The organism is Streptomyces sp. SID12488, assembly GCF_010548275.1.
Lineage (GTDB): Bacteria > Actinomycetota > Actinomycetes > Streptomycetales > Streptomycetaceae > Streptomyces.
The window spans coordinates 155616-176262 of record NZ_JAAGLT010000009.1; the positions used below are offsets into that span (position 1 = coordinate 155616).

General features: G+C 69.6%; 15 protein-coding genes and 4 pseudogenes. 8 read left to right on the forward strand and 11 right to left on the reverse strand.

Annotated elements, in window-relative coordinates; all coding sequences use genetic code 11:
- Window positions 1-129 precede the first annotated feature (129 nt).
- The 3 genes from G3I56_RS16950 to G3I56_RS16960 form a co-directional block, all read right to left on the reverse strand.
- Complete coding sequence (locus tag G3I56_RS16950; RefSeq protein ID WP_164409811.1) at window positions 130-1767, reverse strand: PQQ-binding-like beta-propeller repeat protein; 1638 nt, start codon at window positions 1765-1767, stop codon at window positions 130-132.
- 67 nt (window positions 1768-1834) lie between these two features.
- A complete protein-coding gene (locus G3I56_RS16955; protein WP_164409812.1) occupies window positions 1835-3622 on the reverse strand; it encodes a PQQ-binding-like beta-propeller repeat protein in 1788 nt (595 codons plus the stop codon).
- Window positions 3623-3884: 262 nt separating this feature from the next.
- Entirely contained in the window at window positions 3885-5690 is a 1806-nt protein-coding gene (locus G3I56_RS16960; RefSeq protein WP_164409813.1) for an ABC-F family ATP-binding cassette domain-containing protein, read from the reverse strand.
- A gap of 134 nt (window positions 5691-5824) precedes the next feature.
- On the opposite strand from G3I56_RS16960, the gene G3I56_RS16965 reads away from it, so the two are divergent.
- Together G3I56_RS16965 and G3I56_RS16970 are read left to right on the forward strand one after the other, a co-directional pair.
- Window positions 5825-6193 carry a hypothetical protein gene (locus tag G3I56_RS16965; protein WP_164409814.1) on the forward strand — a complete coding sequence of 123 codons (369 nt, stop codon included), beginning with the start codon at window positions 5825-5827 and terminating at the stop codon, window positions 6191-6193.
- A pseudogene (locus G3I56_RS16970) lies at window positions 6190-6861 on the forward strand (nucleotidyl transferase AbiEii/AbiGii toxin family protein). Before G3I56_RS16965 ends, G3I56_RS16970 begins: the two are co-directional and overlap by 4 nt.
- A gap of 285 nt (window positions 6862-7146) precedes the next feature.
- Here G3I56_RS16970 and G3I56_RS16975 read toward each other — a convergent pair.
- Window positions 7147-8205, reverse strand: coding sequence for an aldo/keto reductase (locus G3I56_RS16975; RefSeq protein ID WP_164409815.1), 1059 nt, complete (start codon window positions 8203-8205; stop codon window positions 7147-7149).
- Between the two features lie 106 nt (window positions 8206-8311).
- On the opposite strand from G3I56_RS16975, the gene G3I56_RS16980 reads away from it, so the two are divergent.
- From G3I56_RS16980 to G3I56_RS16990, 3 genes and pseudogenes are all read left to right on the forward strand, one after another.
- Window positions 8312-8929 carry a TetR/AcrR family transcriptional regulator gene (locus tag G3I56_RS16980; RefSeq protein ID WP_164409816.1) on the forward strand — a complete coding sequence of 206 codons (618 nt, stop codon included), beginning with the start codon at window positions 8312-8314 and terminating at the stop codon, window positions 8927-8929.
- Between the two features lie 315 nt (window positions 8930-9244).
- Window positions 9245-10867 carry a S8 family peptidase gene (locus tag G3I56_RS16985; RefSeq protein ID WP_164409906.1) on the forward strand — a complete coding sequence of 541 codons (1623 nt, stop codon included), beginning with the start codon at window positions 9245-9247 and terminating at the stop codon, window positions 10865-10867.
- A 27-nt stretch (window positions 10868-10894) separates the two neighbouring features.
- Window positions 10895-11554, forward strand: a pseudogene (locus G3I56_RS16990) (helix-turn-helix domain-containing protein).
- 294 nt (window positions 11555-11848) lie between these two features.
- On the opposite strand, the gene G3I56_RS45060 reads toward G3I56_RS16990, so the two are convergent.
- The 3 genes and pseudogenes from G3I56_RS45060 to G3I56_RS17000 form a co-directional block, all read right to left on the reverse strand.
- Entirely contained in the window at window positions 11849-12922 is a 1074-nt protein-coding gene (locus tag G3I56_RS45060; protein WP_343239973.1) for a hypothetical protein, read from the reverse strand.
- A 151-nt stretch (window positions 12923-13073) separates the two neighbouring features.
- Window positions 13074-13940: pseudogene (locus G3I56_RS45065) on the reverse strand (ice-binding family protein); the annotation flags it as partial.
- 420 nt (window positions 13941-14360) lie between these two features.
- Complete coding sequence (locus tag G3I56_RS17000) at window positions 14361-14561, reverse strand: hypothetical protein (protein ID WP_164409818.1); 201 nt, start codon at window positions 14559-14561, stop codon at window positions 14361-14363.
- Between the two features lie 52 nt (window positions 14562-14613).
- On the opposite strand from G3I56_RS17000, the pseudogene G3I56_RS17005 reads away from it, so the two are divergent.
- Window positions 14614-14908, forward strand: a pseudogene (locus G3I56_RS17005) (IS30 family transposase); the annotation flags it as partial.
- Window positions 14909-14968: 60 nt separating this feature from the next.
- Here the strand turns inward: G3I56_RS17005 and G3I56_RS17010 are convergent.
- The 3 genes from G3I56_RS17010 to rsmA all read right to left on the reverse strand — a co-directional run bounded on the left by G3I56_RS17010 (window position 14969) and on the right by rsmA (window position 18250).
- Window positions 14969-16072: a peptidoglycan recognition family protein gene (locus G3I56_RS17010; RefSeq protein WP_164409819.1), complete on the reverse strand. Its 1104-nt coding sequence runs from the start codon at window positions 16070-16072 to the stop codon at window positions 14969-14971.
- A gap of 328 nt (window positions 16073-16400) precedes the next feature.
- Window positions 16401-17294, reverse strand: coding sequence for a 4-(cytidine 5'-diphospho)-2-C-methyl-D-erythritol kinase (locus G3I56_RS17015; protein WP_164409820.1), 894 nt, complete (start codon window positions 17292-17294; stop codon window positions 16401-16403).
- A complete protein-coding gene (gene rsmA / locus G3I56_RS17020; protein WP_164409821.1) occupies window positions 17291-18250 on the reverse strand; it encodes a 16S rRNA (adenine(1518)-N(6)/adenine(1519)-N(6))-dimethyltransferase RsmA in 960 nt (319 codons plus the stop codon). The genes G3I56_RS17015 and rsmA overlap by 4 nt, the downstream gene beginning before the upstream one ends.
- A 140-nt stretch (window positions 18251-18390) precedes the next feature.
- On the opposite strand from rsmA, the gene G3I56_RS17025 reads away from it, so the two are divergent.
- Complete coding sequence (locus G3I56_RS17025; protein ID WP_164409822.1) at window positions 18391-18810, forward strand: VOC family protein; 420 nt, start codon at window positions 18391-18393, stop codon at window positions 18808-18810.
- A 105-nt stretch (window positions 18811-18915) separates the two neighbouring features.
- A complete protein-coding gene (locus G3I56_RS17030; protein ID WP_164409823.1) occupies window positions 18916-19659 on the forward strand; it encodes a hypothetical protein in 744 nt (247 codons plus the stop codon).
- Window positions 19660-19714: 55 nt separating this feature from the next.
- Here G3I56_RS17030 and G3I56_RS17035 read toward each other — a convergent pair whose 3' ends face one another.
- Window positions 19715-20623 (reverse strand): DJ-1/PfpI family protein, encoded by a 909-nt coding sequence (locus G3I56_RS17035; RefSeq protein WP_164409824.1) that lies wholly within the window; start codon window positions 20621-20623, stop codon window positions 19715-19717.
- Window positions 20624-20647 lie beyond the last annotated feature (24 nt).

A 20647-nucleotide genomic window follows, 5' to 3' on the forward strand; every position in this document is an offset into this window, starting at 1 on the left:
TACTGGAGAGAAGTGCCCCGGATCGCGGAAAATCCTCTCATTCGAGGGTGATGAGTAGTACGTGCACGGCCCCGCCCCTGAGCAGGGACGGGGCCGTCAACACAGCGGTCGTTGATCAGTCGATCGTGTTCACTTCGTGCCGTACGCGATCACCAGGTACCTGCTCTCCCCCGTGCTGGAGGGCTTGCGGGCGTACACCTGGGACATGTAGAAGCGGCCGTCGGCGTAGACGAGCTCGGCGTACTCGGGCTGCATGCTGGACTCGACGTCGCGCACCGTCTTCGTCGCCGGGTTCTCCATCAGCTTCGTCTGCGCGAAGGAGCCGCCGTCGATGCTGACGACCTGGCCGCCCTTGTCGTAGGGCGGGCTCTTGTACGCGATCACGTTGCCGTCGTCCATGGTCAGCGGGGAGATCGTGTAGCCGTCGCCCGCGTCGGCGCGCTGACCGTCCAGCTTGCCGGTGGCGAGGTCGAAGGCGACGATCTCGTTGGTCTTGCTGTACTCGCCGGTGCCGTCGTGGTTCTCGGTGGGGAGGTACAGCCGGTCGTTGCCGACGGCCAGCTTGGTGCAGTACTCGATCCTGGTGATGCCCTCGCACTTGGCGGCGTACCTGTCGCCGGGCGCCGAGATCTTCGTACGCAGTTGCCCGGTCCTGTTGTCGATGGAGAAGAAGTCCGAGATGCCGCTGCCGTCGCCCGCGGAGCGGTTGATGTCGGCGGCCACGACCAGCGGGTTCGTCGACACGACGCTGGCGTCCTCGATGCCCTTGGCCATCGCGTACTCGGAGAGCACCTTGCCGGAGACCGGGTCGATGGTCTGGATCTTCAGCTGCCGCGCGTCGTACGCGCCGCACTTGCGCACCGCGACCAGCTTCTCGCCGCCGCCGTAGCCCGCGTCGTAGCAGGAGTCGGTCGGCTTCGGGGCCCACAGGGACTTGCCGGTGATGTCGAAGGCGGCGCCACCGCTGGTGCTGCCGACGGCGACCGTGTTCGCGCTGATCGTCACGTTGGCGAAGTTGATCGACTGGTCGCCGGACTTGACCGTCCGGGTCCACAGCTCCTTGCCCGCGTCCAGGTCGATCGCCGCGACCTGGCTGCAGCCGTTGTAGGGCTTGTCCTTGGTCGGCTTCGCGGGCTCGTACAGGATGGCGGTCTTGTGGTCGGCGGTGGTGTGGCGGCTCGCCGCGCACACCGGGCCGGGCAGCGGGACCGTCCAGAGCTTGGTGCCCTTGACGGGGTCGTACCCGACGATCTCGGCGTTGCCGCTCTTGGCGTACACCGTGTCGGTGAGCCAGGACCCGACGACGGTGACGCTGCTCTCGTCGGCACCGACGGCGGGCTCGGGGACCTGGAAGAGGACCTTGGAGGCCGTGTTCGCGGGCGCCTTGTCCGTGCCTCCGCTACTGCCGCTACCACCGGTTCCCTCTGTGGTGCCGGTCCCCTCGGTGGTGCCGGCGGTGCTGTTCTTGTCGCCGCTCTTCGCGTCGGCCTGACCGTCCCTGGAAGAGGAGGAGTACCAGACACCGCCGCCGATGATCAACGCGATCGCGGCTACGGCCGAGACGATGATGACCGCCTGCGCGTTCAACTTCCTTTTGGGGGTGGGAGGTTGAGTCGGATAGGCGGGCTGCTGCTGCGGGTAGCCGTAACCGGGAGGACCCTGCGGCGGCTGGGGCTGCTGGGCGTACGGGTTCGGGCCGGCCTGGGGATAGCCGTAGCCGGGGGGAGGCTGAGGGGGCTGGTTGGGCGGGGGCGGCGGCTGGGTCATGACGTGGGTACCTCGGGAGCGGAGAGGGAGGAGAGGGGGACGGGGAGACGAAGAGGGAGAGGGCGCCTCACTTGCCATAGGCGAGCATCAGCTTCTCCTTCTGCTCGTCCCTGCCGCTCAGCCGGGTGGTGGAGAGATAGAAGCGGCCGTCGACCCAGTCGAACGCCCTGGAGTAGAAGCCGTTCTCGACGTCGGCGGCTGCCTCCGGGTTCTTCAGCAGCGTCTTCGGGGTGTGGGTGCTGCCGGTGACGGGGATCGACACGATCTGGCCGCCGGCGTCGTACGACGGCTCCACGTAGGCGATGAGCGCGCCGCTCTCGACCTTCAGCGGCAGCATCGATTCGTCGGCCGGGGACTTGGTGCGCCACTTCTCCTTGCCGGTGGCCAGGTCGATCGCCACGATCTCGTTGGCGCCACTGGTCGCCTTGGTCGGCAGATAGAGGGTCCCGGCGTCGGTGGCCACGCCCTGGCAGCCCTGGAGATCGCGTTCGAGGATCGCCCAGCCGCACACGGGCGCGAAGGACTCGTCGACGGCGACCTCGGAACGGAAGCTGCCGTCGGCCTTGAGCGTGGAGATGTTCCACGACTTCTTGTCCGCGTTGGTGAGATAGAGGACGACAGGATCGACGGAGTACGTACGCCCGACCGCCCAGCCCTTCGGAATGGGCCGGGTCCAGCGGACCGCACCCGACTTCGGGTCCAGCTCCTGCACCTCGTCGTGCTCGGTGGAGGTGGACGCCCCGCAGGACGACACGACGATCAGCTTGGCGCCGCCCGCGAAGGCGGCGGGGAAGCAGGCGGCCCCGTACTTCACCTTGTCGAACAGCTTGGCGCCGGTGTTCAGGTCGTACGCCGTGCCGGACTGCGAGCGCCCGACCATCAGGGTCGTCCCGGTGAGCGTCAGCTCGACGCTGAGCGCGCTGTCGAACAGCGCCCCGTCGGCGACCTCGCCGCTCCAGCCCTTCGCACCCGTGTTCAGGTCGAGCACCTGGAGCTTGTTGCACTTGGCGCGCTCGCTGGCGCCGCTCATATAGGCGACCACGATCTTGTCGTCGGCCGACTTCTGCGGAGTGACGGCGCAGATCTTCTGCGGGAAGGTGATCGGCCCCCAGGCCGTGTCCCCGTCTCCGACGCGGTACGCGAACACCTCCTTGTAGGCCGTCTTCACGGCCACCTTGTCGGTGATCCACATGCCGTCGGCGTCGGCGCCGGAGGCGGGCGCGTCCGGCGCTTCCTTGTACCAGAGCACCTTCGACTCCCCGGCCTTGCGCCCCTCGTTGAGGTTGCCGGGGTCCGCGCCGGCAGTGCCGCCGCCGGTGTCGTCGCTGCCCTCACCGGCGTCGGCCGGGCCGGAGGCGGGCGCGGAGAGGTCGGGGCCGGCCTGACCGCCGCCGGCCGCGGGCTTGTCGTCGTCGCCACCGCCGCTGGTCACGGCGTACACCGTGCCCCCGATGACGAGCAGCGCGGCGACGGCCGCCCCGAGCAGCATCGCGGGCCGCCCCTTGAAGGGGTTACGGGATGGCGGCGGCGGGGGTACGGGGGCGCCGGGGAACTGAGGGGGCTGCTGGCCGGGATAGCCGTAGCCGGGGGTGGGCGCCGCCCCGTACGCCGGGGGTTGCTGGGCGTAGGGGCCGGACTGGGCTCCGTACGGGCCCGGTTGGGCGTAGGGGCCGGGCTGCTGCGGATAGCCGTACCCCGGCTGGGGCGTGGGCGGAGCCGGCGGCAGGGGCGGCGGAGTCCCGTACGGCGAAGCCCCGTACGGGGATCCCTGCGGCGCTCCTTGTGGGGTCTGTGGCGGTGGGCCGAAGCCGCCCGCGGGCGGCCCCTGGGGCGGTTGGCTGGGCGGCTGGGTCATCAGCGCGTTCCCCCTTCAGCTGATTTTTAGCCACGCCCTGAGATACGCGAACGGTGCGCGGACGCACTCGGAGAGGTACTCAGGGAGTCTCAGAGGGCTCTTTCTACCACTCCGTGGCCGCCCCTGACCGGACTGTATCCGCCCCTGGCCACCTCTGTTCCCAAGGGCGAACCGGCCCGTGATGCCGCCGTTATGCACGTTCACTCGCTCTTCACGCCATGTCTGCGAGTTTCACGGTTCGTACGCCTTCGGCTGTGCGCGGCTATGCCTCGTCCGCGAGTTCCAGCCACCGCATTTCCAACTCGTCGCGTTCGCGGACGAGTTCGCGCAGCTCGGCGTCGAGTTCGGCGACCTTCCCGAAGTCGGTGGCGTTGTCGGCGATCTGGGCGTGCAGCTTGGTCTCGCGATCGGACATCTTGCCCAACTGCCGCTCGATCTTCTGGAGTTCCTTCTTGGCGGCCCGGGAGTCGGCGGCGCTCTTCTCCGTGACGGCCTTGGCGGCGGGAACCGGTACGGCCGCCGCGGCGACCTCCTCCATCCGCTTGCGGCGCTCCAGGTACTCGTCGATGCCGCGCGGCAGCATGCGGAGGGTGGCGTCGCCGAGGAGGGCGAAGACACGGTCGGTGGTCCGCTCGATGAAGAACCGGTCGTGGGAGATCACGACCATGGAGCCGGGCCAGCTGTCCAGCAGGTCCTCCAGCTGGGTGAGGGTCTCGATGTCGAGGTCGTTGGTGGGCTCGTCGAGGAAGAGGACGTTGGGCTCGTCCATGAGGAGACGCAGGATCTGCAGCCGCCGCCGCTCACCACCGCTGAGGTCTCCGACCGGGGTCCACTGCTTCTCCTTCCCGAACCCGAACGTCTCGCACAGCTGCCCGGCGGTGAGCTCGCGCCCCTTGCCGAGGTCGACGCGGTCCCGGATCTGCTGGACGGCCTCCAGCACCCGCAGGGTCGGGTCGAGCTCGGCGACCTCCTGGGAGAGATAGGCCAGCTTGACGGTCTTGCCCACGGCGACCCGTCCGGCGACGGGCTGTGTCTCGCCCCCGCTGCGGGAGGCGTCGGCCATGGCACGCAGGAGGGAGGTCTTGCCGGCGCCGTTCACCCCGACGAGGCCGATGCGGTCACCGGGGCCGAGCTGCCAGGTGAGGTGCTTGAGGAGCACCTTGGGCCCGGCCTGCACGGTCACGTCCTCGAGGTCGAACACGGTCTTGCCGAGCCGGGTCGAGGCGAACTTCATCAACTCGCTGCTGTCCCGGGGCGGCGGTACGTCGGCGATCAGCTCGTTGGCGGCCTCGACGCGGAAGCGCGGCTTCGACGTACGGGCGGGCGCCCCGCGCCGCAGCCAGGCCAGCTCCTTGCGGACGAGGTTCTGCCGCTTGACCTCCTCGGTCGCGGCGATGCGCTCGCGTTCGGCGCGGGCGAAGACGTAGTCGGTGTAGCCGCCCTCGTACTCGTACACAGCGCCCTTCTGCACGTCCCACATGCTGGTGCAGACCTGGTCGAGGAACCACCGGTCGTGGGTGACGCAGACGAGCGCGGAGCGGCGCTCGCGCAGATGCCGGGCGAGCCAGGAGATGCCCTCGACGTCGAGGTGGTTGGTGGGCTCGTCGAGAACGATCAGGTCTGGATCGTCGATGAGCAGCTTGGCGAGCGCGATCCGGCGCCGCTCACCACCGGAGAGGGGCGCGATGACGGTGTCGAGGCCCTGCGGGAACCCGGGGAGGTCGAGTCCGCCGAAGAGCCCGGTGAGCACGTCCCTGATCTTGGAGTTGCCGGCCCACTCGTGGTCCGCCATGTCCCGGATGACCTCGTGGCGGACGGTGGCGGTGGGGTCGAGGGAGTCGTGCTGGGTGAGGACGCCCAGGCGCAGCCCGCCGGAGTGGGTGACACGCCCGGTGTCGGCCTCCTCCAGCTTGGCGAGCATCCGGATGAGGGTGGTCTTGCCGTCGCCATTACGACCCACGACCCCGATCCGGTCCCCCTCGGACACCCCGAGCGAGATCCCGTCGAGCAGGGCACGGGTCCCGTACACCTTGCTGACGTTCTCGACATTGACGAGGTTGACGGCCATTTTGCTCCTGAGGTGGGGTGGGTCGACCTTCCAGGGTAATGGGCGGGGTGGGTTCGGTTGGCGGGCGGATTCGCGGGGCCGCCGAAAGGGCACCGTGTAGGCGCCCGCGCGGGCGAGGAGGAATAATCACCGGCATGGCAGCGCAGTCCTTCTCCAGTTCCTCGCCCTCCACGGCCGACGTGCTGCGGGCGCGCTACGCGTACCGGATCCCGGACGCCATCGAAGACCTCTCCGGTCCGACACACGGCCAGGTTCCGCTGCCCCTCCACATCGCCTGGTCAGGTCTGCGCAGCTACGATCTGGACCGACCCCGGCAGCGTATGAGCCTGTACCGCACCGTCCTGGCCGAAGGACAGCGGGATGATGTGGTGGCCTTCCTCCACCGCGATCTGCTGATCGAGCAGTGGCCGGTCCTGCGCACCCTCATCAGTCGGCACATCCGTACGGTGTGGGAAGAACACTTCCCTGAACTCGTGCGCCGGACGGGACCAACTGCGGCGTGAACCTCAGCGGCCTCCACCGTCGGCTCCTCGCCGATGTCCTTTCCATCGGCACTCCTTATCCGTTGGTCATTACCGGCGGATACGCCGTCCAGGCTCACGGGCTCGTCGACCGGCTCAGCCAGGACATCGACGTCGCGACCGAGAACCCTGCGCCCATGGCCGCCATTGCGGAGGACCTTCAGCGGGGCCTGGCAGACCGAGGGTGGAGGGTCACCGTCATCAGCGTCGACCCGCTTTCCGCTCGGCTGCTGGTGGCAAGTCCGGACACGGGCGAGAACTGCGAAGTGGACGTCCTGAAGGAGAACTTCTGGGCGTCACCCGAGTTGACCGAACACGGACCGGTGCTCGCCTTCGACGACGTCATCGGGACCAAGGTCCGTGCGTTGGCAGACCGTGGTGCCGTCAGAGACCTCATCGACGTCCACGCCGCCGCGGACAGCCGCACCCTTCAAGATCTCGAACGACTCGGCGAGCGGCACGGTCGCGGCGAGTTCCGTCTACAGGACCTCCGTGAGCGCCTCGGCGGTGCGGAGTGGTTCGACGACGACGAGTTCGCTGCCTAAGGCCTCACCCCGGACGCAACGGAAGAACTCAGAATCTGGGCCCAGGAGTGGGTGAGCGACCTCGATCAGCGACTGACCGTGACGGCAGAGGACCACGACGACTGACAGCGGTCCGCTCTGTCCGTGTCGGACCGCCGAGGGGGTCTTCGGACCTCAGTGGTCTGCGAGGCCCGGACCTCCATCCGCCGGTCGAACGCGACGCCGACGAATCCGGCGCCCAGGCCATCGGAGACCGGTGTCCGACCGCCCACGCCATCGCCCCGGCCGCCCTCGCCGGCCGCACCTCCGTGAGGCGAGCGGTGGGACGTCGCCGCCTCGTCAGGCAGTGGCACACCCCGCCGACCGGGCACGGGAGGCGCGTCCGTCCGCTCCAGTCGCGTGCCGCCGATGTCATGCGGCGGACAGACCCGCGACATCACCCACCGGCGGGTTGAGGCGAGCGAAGCCTTCCTGGCGTTGGTAGGGGAAGTACGGGTAGGGCGCTGTCCTGGCGCTCGCCTCGTTGAGTCTCGCCAACTGGTCGGGGGTGAGCGTCCAGCCGACGGCGCCGAGGTTCTGGCGGAGCTGCTCCTCGTTGCGGGCGCCGATGATGACGGAGGAGACGGTCGGTCGCTGCAGCAGCCAGTTGATGGCGATCTGCGGAATTGCCCTGCCGGTCTCCTGCGCGATCTCGTCGAGAGCGTCGACCACCCGGTAGAGGTGTTCGTCCTCGACCGGCGGGCCGTAGTCCGCGGTGTGGTGCAGTCGGCTACCGGCCGGCAGGGGCCGGTCGCGGCGGACCTTGCCGGTGAGCCGTCCCCAGCCGAGGGGGCTCCAGACGAGAGCTCCGAGGCCCTGATCCAACCCGAGGGGCATCAGCTCCCATTCGTAGTCACGGCCGATGAGGGAGTAGTACACCTGATGTGCGACATAGCGCGGGTGGCCGTACCTCTCCGCGATGGAGAGGGACTTCATCGCCTGCCACCCGGAGAAGTTGGAGATGCCGAGGTAGCGGACCTTTCCTGCTCGTACGAGATCGTCGAGTGTGGACAGGACCTCCTCGATCGGCGTGCCGGCGTCGAAGGCGTGCAGTTGGAACAGGTCGAGGTGGTCGGTGCCGAGCCGGCGCAGGGCGTCCTCGCACGCGGTGATCAGGCGCGAACGGGAGGAGCCCGCGTCGCCCGGGCCGTCGCCCATCGGCAGGCTGGTCTTGGTGGACACGATCACCTGGTCCCTGCGACCCTTGATCGCTTCGCCCAGCACCTCCTCCGAGGCGCCGCCGGAGTAGACGTCGGCGGTGTCGAACATCGTGATCCCGGCGTCCAGGCAGATGTCCACGAGTCGGCGCGCTTCTCGGGCATCGATGCTGCCCCAGGCGCCGAACAACGGTCCCCGACCTCCGAAGGTGCCGGTGCCGAAGCTCAGTGCGGGGACCTTGAGGCCGGATGCGCCCAGCCGCCTGTATTCCATGGCTGTTCCTCTCTCATTGCCTCGACTGGCTAATGGTTCTACAGTTCCATTAATGGTTCGCAGCAGCGTAGCAGGCGTTCCTCGTTAATGAAACTGGAGTCCCTTTATGGAGTTCGAGAGTGCGGATCCGGGGACCGTCCGCCCTGGAGGGCGTACGGCACGGGTGCGGGCGGCGGTGTTGCGGGCGGCCGGAGACGCCTTGGCCGAGCACGGCTTCGCCCACCTGGACCTCGCCGACGTCGCACGACGTGCCGAGGTGGGCAAGACCACCGTCTACCGCCGCTGGGGAACGGTGACCGGCCTGGTGGCCGACCTGCTGCTGGACATGGCGGAGCAGTCACTGCCACGGACCGAGACCGGCTCACTGCTCGGCGACCTCAAGGCCAACGCCCGGCTCGTGCAGAGCACCTTGGCCGACCCGCGGCAGGGATCGCTGTTCAAGGCAGTGATCGCCGCCGCCACCGGCGAGGCGAAGACAGCCGAGGCGCTGCACCGCTTCTACGACATCCGCGTCAAGGAGTGGGCACCCTGCGTCCAGCAGGCCATCGACCGGGGCGAGGTGCCCGAAGGCACCGATGTCCACGAAGTGATCCGTGCCGTCTCCGCCCCTCTCTACTACCGCCTGCTGACCACCGGCGACCGGCTCGACGAAGCCGCCGCAGACCAGGCCGCCAGGGCCGCCGCAGCCGCAGCGCGCGCGGGAGCGTACCTGCGGGGCGAATGAGGTCTCTCCCGGTCAGCGACTTCCGCCACGGTCAAGTGCGACACCGGCCTGCGCGGCCGGAGAGGCGACGAGAGGCCGTCACACCACCAACACGCCCGTGAACAAGCCGAGTCGGGGTCGCATCCGTACATGGATCCACCCCTCACACCCGTTACCCGGAGTAGGGATTCCCCTTATTGACGTGATCCCTTCAATTCCGCCACGGTGTGCCCACGGAGACGCCACCCCCCTCACCCCCCACACGTCCCCGTAGGTCTCGTGCACATCGAACAAGAGGGGAACCACCCAGTGTCCGTACCGCACTCCCCCACAGGCATGCCCGCCGGGCGCCCCACCCCCGGCTCCGCCCCCAGTTCCTCCCCCAGGCGCGGCACCCTCGCCGCTCTCGCCGCCGTCGCCTCCGTGCTCGCCCTCGGTGGCGCGGCCGTCTCGCCCGCCGTCGCGGCCACCCCTGCCGTCGGGGTGATCCAGGGCGCCGGCGCCGAAGGGGTCATCAAGGACAGTTACATCGTCACCCTCAAGGACAGTGCCGGTTTCCGGGCCGCCTCCAGCAAGGGCAAGGCGCTCGCCACCCGCTACGGCGCCGAGGTGGAGCGGACCTACAAGTCGGCCCTCAACGGGTACGCGACCGAGATGACCGAGACCGAGGCCAAGCGGCTCGCCGCCGACCCCGCCGTCGCGAAGGTCGTGCAGAACAAGACCCTGCACATCAACGACACGCAGACCGGCCCCACTTGGGGGCTCGACCGGATAGACCAGGCCGATCTGCCGCTCGACTCCGCCTACACCTACCCGTCCAGCGCGGGCAGCGGCGTGACCGCCTACATCATCGACACCGGCGTACGGATCACCCACACCGACTTCGGCGGACGCGCCTCCTACGGCTACGACGCCATCGACGGCGACACCAGCGCGAACGACGGCAACGGGCACGGCACCCACGTCGCCGGGACCGTCGCCAGTGCCACGTACGGTGTCGCCAAGGCCGCCAAGATCGTCGCCGTGCGCGTGCTCGACGACTCGGGGTCCGGGACCACCGACCAGGTCGTCGCCGGTATCGACTGGGTGACCACGAACCACGTCAGCCCGGCCGTCGCCAACATGTCGCTCGGCGGCGACGCGGACTCCGTACTCGACGAGGCCGTCGCCAACTCCATTGCCTCGGGCGTCACTTACGCCGTGGCCGCGGGCAACGACAACACCACCGCGTCGTCGAACTCCCCGGCCCGCGTCGCCTCCGCGATCACCGTGGGCGCCAGCACGAGCGCCGACGCACGGTCCTCGTTCTCCAACTACGGCTCCGCGGTGGACATCTTCGCGCCGGGCTCCAGCATCACGTCGACGTACAACACGTCGAACACGGCCACCACCTCACTCTCCGGTACGTCGATGGCGTCCCCGCATGTCGCCGGCGCGGCGGCCGTCTACCTGGGCGAGAACCCCGGCGCCACGCCCGCCCAGGTCGCCACCGCGCTGACCTCGGCCGCGTCCAGCAACACCCTCACCAGTGTCGGCACCGGCAGTCCCAACCTGCTCCTCCAGGTCACCCCGAGCGGGGCTGACGACGGGGACGACGGCGGCGACACCGGGACCGCCTTCGAGTCGACCACCGATGTGACCATCACGGACGCCGGGTCGGCCGTCTACTCGCCGATCACCGTCAGCGGCATCACGGGCAGCGCGCCCAGCGACCTGTCCGTGTACGTCAACATCGTGCACACCTACCGCGGTGACCTCGTCATCGACCTGGTCGCACCGGACGGCTCCACCTACCGCCTGAAGAACAGCAGTTCCTCTGACTCCACCGACAACGTCGACGCCACCTACACCGTCGACGCGTCCAGCGAGACCACCGTCAACGGGACCTGGCAGCTCAAGGTCCAGGACGTCTACAGCGCCGACACCGGCTACATCAACAGCTGGAAGCTCACTTTCTGAGCCTGCTGACCTTTATGGCCTGCTGAGCTGGACCGGGAGCGGGCTGCATACTTCCTGCTCATGCAGCCAGGCGTGAGCGGGAAGGAAGCCTGCCGAATCGTCGGCATCAACCTGCGGACCGGCAAGAGACGGCGTAACGGTTCACACGCGAACGTCGGCCGAAAAGGCGGCGCCTCCGATCTACCAGGAGGCGCCGCCTCCTTCTGGGCCTTCCCGCTACCTGCGCGAGGCAGACCGCATCCACATGGCCGACCGGCTCCGGGAGAAAACCACCATCCGCGCAATCGCCGCCGAGCTGGGCCGCGGCCCCTCGACCATCAGCACGGAGATCCGCCGCAACCGACATCCCACCAACGGCCAGTACCGGCCCCACGCCACCCAGGCCCGCGCCGACGGCCGCCGGTCCCGCCCCAAGCCGGGGAAGATCGGCCAGAGCGCGGAACTGCGGGACTTCGTCCAGGACCACCTGACCCTGCGGTGGAGCCCGGAACGGATCTGTCGAACGCACCACCCGTTACGTGATGCTGGTCCACCTGCCCACACTTCCCCAAGGGCACCGACCTGTCCGCCCACACCCGCAAGCACCTGCACGCAGCCGCTGCCGCTGCCGAACTCAACAGCCGCCCACGCAAAACGCTCGGCTGGGAAACCCCAGCCGAGCGCCTGCCCAAACTGCTCGCGGCCTGATCAACCGACCACGTGTTGCAACAACCTCTCGAATTCGCCATGTGTCCAGGGGCTCAGTGGCCGAACGGTGGACCGGACGGCCTATGTGCTTGATCGAGCATCAGCCCCTGCCTGCGATGGGCTAGTCCTGTCGGGTTGCTGTACCCCGCCGGGTCCGCTTCATGGCGAAGAAGGCCGAGCCTCCAAGGAATGCCAGCGCGGCCGCAGTAGCGGCCATGATGCCGGTCTCGCTGCTTGAGCCGGTCGCGGCGAGGTCTGGCGACGCCTCCTTCGACGGCCGGCCAGTGGCGGCGCTCACGGGGGCCAAGTTGACGCTCTTGGCTGTGTGGCCGGGACCGATGTGGCCCAGAGCATCGTCGAGTCCGCCTGGCAGGAAGTCGGCCCACGGGGGCTTGCCCTGGTCGTGGACGTCCTGACCGTGGCCGGGCTTGCCGTGGTCGCCCTCATCGCCCTGATCGTCGTAACCGTGGTCAGGCTTGCCGTGGTCGTCGCCGCGACCGTGCTCGCCCTCATCGCCCTGATCGTCGTAACCGTGGTCAGGCTTGCCGTGGTCGTCGCCGCGACCGTGCTCGCCCTCATCGCCCTGATCGCCGTGACCGTGGCCAGGCTTGCCGTGGTCGTCGCCGCGACCGTGCTCGCCCTCATCGCCCTCATCGTCGTGACCGTGGTCGTGATCGTGATCGCCCGAGTCACCCTTTTCGCCCTTGTCGCCGCGAGGCCCCTTGGGCCCTGCGGGTCCGGCGTGCCCGGCGGGTCCGGCGGGTCCGGCGGGTCCTGCGGGTCCGGCGGGTCCGGCGTGCCCTGCGGGTCCGGCGGGTCCGGCGGGTCCGGCAGGTCCGGCAGGTCCGGGGGAGCCGACGGGGCCAGGAGCACCAGGGGCGCCGGGCCTGCCGTTCGGGCCAGGCGCACCGGGAACGCCTGGGGAGCCGGTCGGGCCAGGGGCACCAGGGGCACCGTTCGGGCCAGCCGCACCGGGCGCACCGGGACCACCGGTCGGACCAGGGGAGCCAGTCGGGCCAGGGGCACCGGGCGCACCAGGGCTACCGTTCGGACCAGGAGCACCGGGAACACCCGGGGCACCTGTCGGCCCAGGAGCACCGGGAACACCAGGACTACCGGTCGGACCAGGAGCACCAGGCGCACCAGGACTACCGGTCGGGCCAGGAGCACCGGGAACACCAGGACTACCGGTCGGACCAGGAGCACCGGGAACACCCGGGGCACCTGTCGGCCCAGGAGCACCAGGCGCACCAGGCGCACCAGGACTACCGGTCGGACCAGGAGCACCGGGAACACCCGGGGCACCTGTCGGCCCAGGAGCACCAGGCGCACCAGGACTACCGGTCGGACCAGGAGCACCGGGAACACCCGGGGCACCTGTCGGTCCGGGAGAGCCCGTCGGTCCGGGAGAGCCCGTCGGTCCGGGAGGTCCAGGCGGGCCAACGGCGCAGGCCGCCCTCGTAATGGTGTTGTTGTCCAGCGTGACCGCGCCATTGCGCGCCAGAGCGCGGCCCTCGATCACGGCTCCGTTGTTCAGCGTGATGGATGTCAGGGCCAGGATGTTGCCCTTGAACTGGGAAGTCGTGTCGATGGTGGCGGAACTGCCCACCTGCCAGAACACGTTGCAGGCATTTGCTCCGTTGATGAAGGCCACGACGCTGCCCGGAGCCGTGATCAGGGTCGAGGGGATCTGGAAGATGAAGACGGCGTCGGGGTTGTTCTGGCCGTCGAGAGTGACCGTTCCGGTGATGTTCAGTGTCGACGAGGCCGTGTAGACGCCGGGCGCCAGCGTTTGTCCGCCGATGTCGGCCGAAGTGGCGGTGCCGGGTCCCCGGCTTGCCGCGTCGTTGTAGGCGATGACGAGGTCGGACTTCGCCTGAGCGGCGGCGGCGTCGGTGATGTGCTGCGTTCCGTTGACGATGCCGGGCAGAAAGCCGGTCACCGCGGTGCCCGGATGAAGCCCCAGGTCTCCGTTGATGACGGTGGGGTTCGTATTGGTGATCGTCGAACCGGCCAGGACCGCGTAGTTGGTGGCGGTCCCCAGTCCCACGGGGGCTTCCAGGGCGCGAGCGAGGTTTGGGACCCCCAGGGTTACCGCCGCCAGGAGCGCTGCGGGGAGCAGCACGAGGGCTCCCCGTCTGAACAGATTGCGTCTGGGTCTTCTGGCGGGTGGACCCGACAGAATGACGTCCAATGCCACAGCAGGACCTTTCTTGTTGCTTCGGGTCTCAGTCCTCCTGAAGGAGGATCCCGAGCGCCCGCGACGATGGCTGCTCAGGGCCGCAAGCCCCTCTACCTGCGCCGGTGCGCAGGCCCCGCTGAGCGGGGACCGAGAGCGACTCCCTGCCCGACAGGTAGTGATACGCCGCCATGTGGGAGTAGTCACGCATATTCCGTAGTAATAGGCCGTACATCAGAAAAAATGATCTATTCGAGTGACGTGACGTCAGGAACCGGCTGCACGTCCGTGCGAATCCGTCGTGTCGTCAAAGTGGAGCGCGCGCCGATGGCGTCCCCTGCCGCCGCATTGCTGAACCGGCAGGCATCTCGTGCGTGACCGCGATCCGCTGGCGAAGTCCGGAATTCGGCAGGGAAGCCGACTGCTGATGGGCCGCACCCCATTGCGGCGGGCCGCCCGTGGGAGGTGTGGCGCACTTGCCGTCCTGACGGGTGGGCGGACTGCCGCGAACCGTGACGTCGACAGCGTGTGCGGCTGCGGGCCTCAAGGCCGGCGTCGGGCGGGACGCGAAAGAGCCCGGCCGGGATGACTGCGGACCGGCTGGGCTCTGGGCGTGTGGTGCTCTGGTCAAAGGTTCTCGTCGTGCAGGTCCTCTTCGCGCAGCAGGTCGTCCTCGCGGCGACGCGAGGTCTCCTTCCGGCCCTGCTTCTGCCCCTGCTCGCGGGACGACTTGCCCGGCTGGGGGTGCGCGGGGTCTCCGGGGCGCGGGTGCTCTTGCGCTTCGCGGCCCGTGCCCGGCTCCTGACGCTTGTCCTGCGTACCGCCCATGACAGCGACTCGCTTTGATTGCGACGAGACGGTGCAGTCGCTGGCGCCGCACCTACGGCGCTCCCTGACCTGGGACCAGGGCTCGGAGACGGCCTCGCACAACGCGTTCACTCGCCACCGACATCCCGGTCTACTTCTGCGACCCCGGCACTCCCTGGCAGTGCGGCTCCAACGAGAACACCAACGGCCTGCTGCGGCAGTACTTCCCCAAGGGCACCGACCTGTCCGCCCACACCCGCGAACACCTCGACGCCGTCGCCGCCGAACTCAACAGCCGCCCACGCAAAACGCTCGACTGGGAAACCCCAGCCGAGCGTCTCTCTGAACTCCTGGCCACAGCCAGTTGATCACATGTGTTGCAACGACCCCTGGAATTCGCCAACTCGCCTGGGGCGCACGGCCGTTGGTCAAGCGCGCTTGGCGGCGACCGCCGTGCGGACCTCGCCGAGGAGGTCGTACATCGTCTGGCCGGGGCAGTCGGTCGCCAGCCAGTCGCGGTGGCCGCTGATCGCGTTGACGGCCTTCGTCACGCCGTTGACCGGGTTCACGTAGGTCAGCTTGGCCTGCGGGTCCAGGCCCTTGAAGCGGGCGATCACCTTGATCAGGCGGATCAGCGACGCCTTGGCGGCGTCCGTAGGCGGCTGGTCGACGAGCGTGCCGATGAGGGCGATGCCGAGGTTGCCGGAGTTGAAGCCGCCGGTGTGGAAGGCGGTGACGAGCTTGCCGTCCTTGTCGAATGCCGGGACGAGGTCGTCTCCGGAGTAGCGGCCCTCGTAGACGTCACCCGCCTCGTCGATGAGGAAGTGGTAGCCGATGTCGCCCCAGTCGAGGGTGACCGCGTGGTACTCGTAGATGCCGCGCACGGTCGACGCCGGGTCGGGGTCGTTGTTCGGGGTGTCCGTGTGGTGGACGGTGACCGTCTGGAACGGGTAGTACACCTCTGGTGAGTTGACCTTCCCGTCCTTGTAGCGCTTCGACTCGTCGGCGCCCCACGCCGGCCGCGACAGGTACTCCACCCCGCGCACCCGGGTCGGCTCGGTCGGCACCCGGAAGGTCTTGCCGGCCCCGCCGGTCGTGTCGATCGCCAGCGACCGCGCCCCGCCCACGCTCGCCCCGTCCGGCAGCTTCAGCTCGTACGCGGTGGCGTCCCCCGCCGCCACCAGCGCCGTGCCGCCACCGTCGACGGTCGCGCAACCGCCGCGCAGCTCCTGCCACTTGCCGGGCGCGGAGGCACCGTCCGCGAACTTGATCCCGGCACCGTCCGCCGCGCCGCTCCAGCGGACACCTACGTACGAGATGGCGAAGGCGGCACTGGCCTCGGCGGCGCCGGTGGCGGCCTCGGTGCGGGTGGCCGGGAACTTCTGCGGCTCGGTACCCGCCGCGCCGGACGCGTCGGACGTTCCGGCCGCGCTGTCCGTCGTACCGGCGGCGGAGTCCTCGCCGTTGGTGGCCGCGAAGACCACCGGGGTCAGCGCGCCGCCGACGGCGACAGCGCCCGCCGCGCCGATCACGCCGCGCCGGGTGAGGGGGACCTTCCGGCGATGGGAGGGAGCCGGGGAGGAAGAGGACGAGGACGAAGAGGGGGGAGGTACTGACACGGAGATGCCTTCCGAAGTGCTGGGGGGGAGTTGGCAACCCAAGGGGGACCCCACGCCGCGCACGCACTCTGGAATTCGGTGAACTCCTGGGCCTCAGCGAAGACTTGTGGCGGACGGCGAGTGCTTGAAGTTGAAAGAAACCCTACTCGTCACGCCCGCCCCACCCGCGCAGGTCCAGGCCAAGGAACGGTGAATTCCCTGTGCGGGTCCGGCAAATGGGACAGCTGTCGCGTACGCGCTGTTACAGCACCCTGGCACCCGGTACGGGCCCTGCGGTCACCCGTACGGCACGGCAGGTACCGGACGCCGACAGTGCCCGCGCCACCTGCTGCGCGGCCTCCGCGTCCCGGGCGAGGAACGCCGTCGTCGGGCCGGAACCCGAGACCAACGCGGTCAGCGCACCGGCCGCGCGACCTGCGGCAAGGGTGTCGGCGAGGGCCGGGAACAGGGAAAGGGCGGCAGGCTGGAGGTCGTTGGAGACGGTGGTGGCGAGCGCGTCCGGGTCGCCCTTGGCGAGCGCGTCGAGGAGTTCCGGCGAGGCGACGGGCAGGGGAACGTCACTGTCCGCGACCAGCCGGTCGAACTCCCGGAACACGGCCGGTGTCGACAGCCCGCGCTCCGCCATCGCGAACACCCAGTGGAAGGTGCCGCCGGTCTCCAGGACCGTCAGCTTCTCCCCGCGCCCGACCCCGAGCGCGGCCCCGCCCACCAGACTGAAGGGCACATCGCTGCCCAACTCGGCGCAGATGTCGAGGAGTTCGACATGTGAGGCCCCGGTCCCCCACAGCGCGTCGCAGGCGAGCAGGGCACCGGCGCCGTCGGCACTGCCGCCCGCCATCCCCCCCGCCACAGGGATGTCCTTGGCGATGTGGATGTGCACGTCGGGCGTACGGCCGTACCGCTCGGCGAGCGCGACGGCGGCGCGGGCGGCGAGATTCGTACCGTCGAGGGGCACTTGAGCGGCGTCGGGCCCGTCACAGGTGATCCGGAGTTCCGCTGCCGGGGTGACGGTCACCTCGTCGAAGAGACCGACGGCGAGGAAGACGTTGGCGAGGTCGTGGAAGCCGTCGGGGCGCGCGGCACCCACCGCGAGCTGGACGTTGACCTTGGCGGGAACCCGAACGGTGACGCTCACAGCTGCCCGGACTCCTCGTCGCCGCTGTTCTGCTGCTGGACCTTGTCCTCTTGGACCTTGTTCTCCTGGACCTTGTCCTCCTGGACCTTGTTCTCCGCGATGCGGACGAACTCCTCGACGCTCAGGGACTCGCCCCGGGCCTGCGGGGAGACTCCGGCGGCGACGAGGGCGGTCTCGGCGGCGGCGGCCGACCCGGCCCAGCCGGCGAGCGCGGCGCGCAGGGTCTTGCGCCGCTGGGCGAAGGCGGCGTCGACGACGGCGAACACCTCGCGCCGCTCGGCGGTCGTCTTCAGCGGCTCGGCCCGACGGACGAGCGAGACGAGCCCGCTGTCGACGTTGGGCGCGGGCCAGAAGACGTTGCGACCGATGGAACCGGCCCGCTTGACCTCGGCGTACCAGTTGGCCTTCACGGACGGGACGCCGTACACCTTCGAACCGGGCGGCGCGGCGAGCCGGTCGGCGACCTCCGCCTGCACCATCACCAGCGTCCGCTCGATGCTCGGGAACGTCTCCAGCATGTGCAGCAGCACGGGCACGGCGACGTTGTACGGGAGGTTCGCGACCAGTGCGGTGGGCGGGGGGCCCGGCAGTTCGGTGACGCGCATCGCGTCGGAGTGCACCAGCGCGAACCTGTCCACGCGGCCGGGCATCCGGGCGGCGACGGTGGCGGGCAGCGCGCCCGCGAGCACGTCGTCGATCTCGACGGCGACGACGCGGTCTGCGGCCTCCAGCAGCGCGAGGGTCAGGGACCCGAGTCCCGGCCCGACCTCGACGACCACGTCGTCGGGCCGCACACCGGCGGTGCGCACGATACGGCGGACGGTGTTGGCGTCGATCACGAAGTTCTGCCCGCGCTGCTTGGTGGGCCTGACGCCGAGGACATCGGCAAGCTCACGGATGTCGGCGGCGCCGAACAGGGCATCGGGGGAGGCGTCGGGGACGGGGCTGGTACTCACGGGTCCAGGGTACGGGGGGTGGGGGGTGAGGGTGTGCAGGTGGGCATCGCCGAGGGCGCATCGCCGGACTCCGGCAAGGTGCACGCAAAAGATCGTGAGCGAGCCAAAAGCGGAACCGGAGCTGAGCTAGAAAGATCCGTATGGAACTCACCCAGATACGCCTGCTGGTCTCCGACTTCCCCGCCGTCTACCGCTTCTACCGGGACGTGCTCGGGCTCAAGCCGCAGTTCGAGGCCGAGAGCGGCCCGTACGCCAAGCTCAGTCCCGACACCGGGCACGCCGCGATCGCGCTGCAGGACCGGGCGCAGTTGGCCGGCGTGCTGGAGCGGTTGGGGGCGGAGCCGACGGGGTACCGCGCGCTGGTCGTGCTGCGGGTGGACGACCTTGACGCCGCCCACGCCGAACTCACCTCGCGCGGGGCGGATTTCACCCGGGCCCCGGCCCCGATGGGCGACCGGATGCGGGTCGCCTACCTGGAGGACCCGGAAGGGAATCTGATCGAGCTCCAGGAGTGGCTGGCCCTGCGGGATCTGGCAGGGGGAACACCTTCGGAGCGGTGATGAACTGCACGTGTTCGTCGATGCCTGACGTAGATGTACTGCGGGTGTTGCGGCACGGCGCCCTTTCCGGCGCAGGAGTGGCCCGTCCCTGGATGCGAGGACCGCATGACTGCCGAAGAACTGTGTGACCTGCTCGTGCAGGCCCGGGGTGAGCCGTCACCGCTGTACGGGCTGGAGGACCCCGGGGCTTACGAGGACCTCGGTGCTTTCACCTCCAATGTCGCGCTGGACGATGACCGGCCGGCTCTTCCTCCGGAGCTGGCGGAAGCGCTGCGCTCGTGGTCGCTGTCACGCCCGCCGGAGGGTTTTGCCTCCCGGCCGGCCCTTCGCAAACACGTCAAGCAGGGGCTGACGGTTTCCCGGCGACTGGCCAGGCATCTCGGTCCGTTGTGGCCGGTGCGCTACTGGGACGAGCGCCTCGGGACTGCGAAGTGGGTGTGCTGGAGCTGCGACCGCCTGCACTGGGAACGCGATAGTCACGGCGTACCGATGTATCCGGTCGACCTCACGGTCGAGGGCGAGTTCCGGTTCGGTCCGCTGCGTTCGGAAGGGTTCGGGGACTTCTTCCCCGACGATCCCGCCGCCGGGCTGGACCTGCCCGAGGAGCTCGTCGCCGACCTGTACGCGTGGGCGGAGGACATCGACACCAAGCTGAACATGTACGTGCAGGACCGGGACGAGAACAAGCACGAAGGCGAGTGCGAGCGGCAGTTCCGCGAAGGGGCGGAGCTGGCGAGACGCGTCGCCCACGAGGTCGGCCCCGACCGGGAGGTGACCTACAAGGGCTTGGCGAACGGCGGTCTGGTCTCGATGACGTCGATCACCTGGCGAGGGGACCAACAGGTGTAGGCGGACAGGCGGGCCTTGGACGTGGCCGGTGGGCTCTGCCGCTCGCCATGTCCCGTCAGGCCGCGCGCATGCGCAGGCGGCGCAGCATACGGGCGTCCTCGAAGCCGACCGAGTGGGCGGCGGCGTCGACCGTGGCGCCGTGGCTGATGAGGTGCTCGGCGCGTTCCAGGCGCAGGGTCTGCTGGTAGCGCAGCGGGGTGAGGCCGGTGGCGCGGCTGAAGAGCCGGGTGAGGGTGCGTTCGCTGACGCCGACGGCCGAGGCCAGGTGGGGTAGCGGCAACGGTTGGTCGAAGCGGGTGTCGATGAGGTCCTGGGCGCGGTGCACGGTGTCGTCGAGGTGGGACCGGTGCCGGAACATCGCGCTGGCCTGCGGCTCGTGGCCGTTGCGGCGGGCGTAGACGACCATGTCCCTGGCGACCTGGGCGGCGACGGCGGGACCGTGCCGGCCGGCGACGAGGTGCAGGGCCAGGTCGATGCCGCTGGCGATACCGGCCGAGGTGATCACCCGGTCGTCGGCGGTGAACAGGACGTCGCGGACGACGACCGCCCCGGGGTGGCGCAGGGCCAGCTCGTCCTGCACGTCGTGGTGGGTGGTGCAGCGGCGGCCCCTGAGCAGGCCGGCCCTCCCGAGTGCCTCCGCGCCCGCGCAGACGCTGGCCACCGTTCCGCCCCTGGTGTGGTGGTCCCGCAGGACCTGGAGGGAGGCGTCGGCGATGGTGGGTGAGTCGGCAAGGGTGACGGTCCGCCAACCCGGGACCACGATCAGGTCCTCGGGCCCGAGTTCGGGCCAGTCCGGCCCTGCCAGCACGGGCAGGCCCTGGGCTGTGGGGACCTGCGGCTGCTCGGCGACATAGGTGAGGGTGTAGGGGTGCCCGAGGTCGGCCGCGGTGGAGAAGACCTGCGCGGGACCGGCCAGGTCCAGTAGGTGGACTCCGGGCACCAGGAAGAAGACGACGTGGCTCACGATTCGGTCATCATGCCGGAAGAT

Excerpts from the sequence above, each read along its gene's own strand:
- G3I56_RS16950 (WP_164409811.1), bottom strand. The coding sequence starts at position 1,767 with ATGACCCAGCCGCCGCCCCCGCCCAACCAGCCCCCTCAGCCTCCCCCC.
- G3I56_RS16955 (WP_164409812.1), bottom strand. The coding sequence starts at position 3,622 with ATGACCCAGCCGCCCAGCCAACCGCCCCAGGGGCCGCCCGCGGGCGGC.
- G3I56_RS16960 (WP_164409813.1), bottom strand. The coding sequence starts at position 5,690 with ATGGCCGTCAACCTCGTCAATGTCGAGAACGTCAGCAAGGTGTACGGG.
- G3I56_RS16965 (WP_164409814.1), top strand. The coding sequence starts at position 5,825 with ATGGCAGCGCAGTCCTTCTCCAGTTCCTCGCCCTCCACGGCCGACGTG.
- G3I56_RS16975 (WP_164409815.1), bottom strand. The coding sequence starts at position 8,205 with ATGGAATACAGGCGGCTGGGCGCATCCGGCCTCAAGGTCCCCGCACTG.
- G3I56_RS16980 (WP_164409816.1), top strand. The coding sequence starts at position 8,312 with ATGGAGTTCGAGAGTGCGGATCCGGGGACCGTCCGCCCTGGAGGGCGT.
- G3I56_RS16985 (WP_164409906.1), top strand. The coding sequence starts at position 9,245 with ATGCCCGCCGGGCGCCCCACCCCCGGCTCCGCCCCCAGTTCCTCCCCC.
- G3I56_RS17000 (WP_164409818.1), bottom strand. The coding sequence starts at position 14,561 with ATGGGCGGTACGCAGGACAAGCGTCAGGAGCCGGGCACGGGCCGCGAA.
- G3I56_RS17025 (WP_164409822.1), top strand. The coding sequence starts at position 18,391 with ATGGAACTCACCCAGATACGCCTGCTGGTCTCCGACTTCCCCGCCGTC.
- G3I56_RS17030 (WP_164409823.1), top strand. The coding sequence starts at position 18,916 with ATGACTGCCGAAGAACTGTGTGACCTGCTCGTGCAGGCCCGGGGTGAG.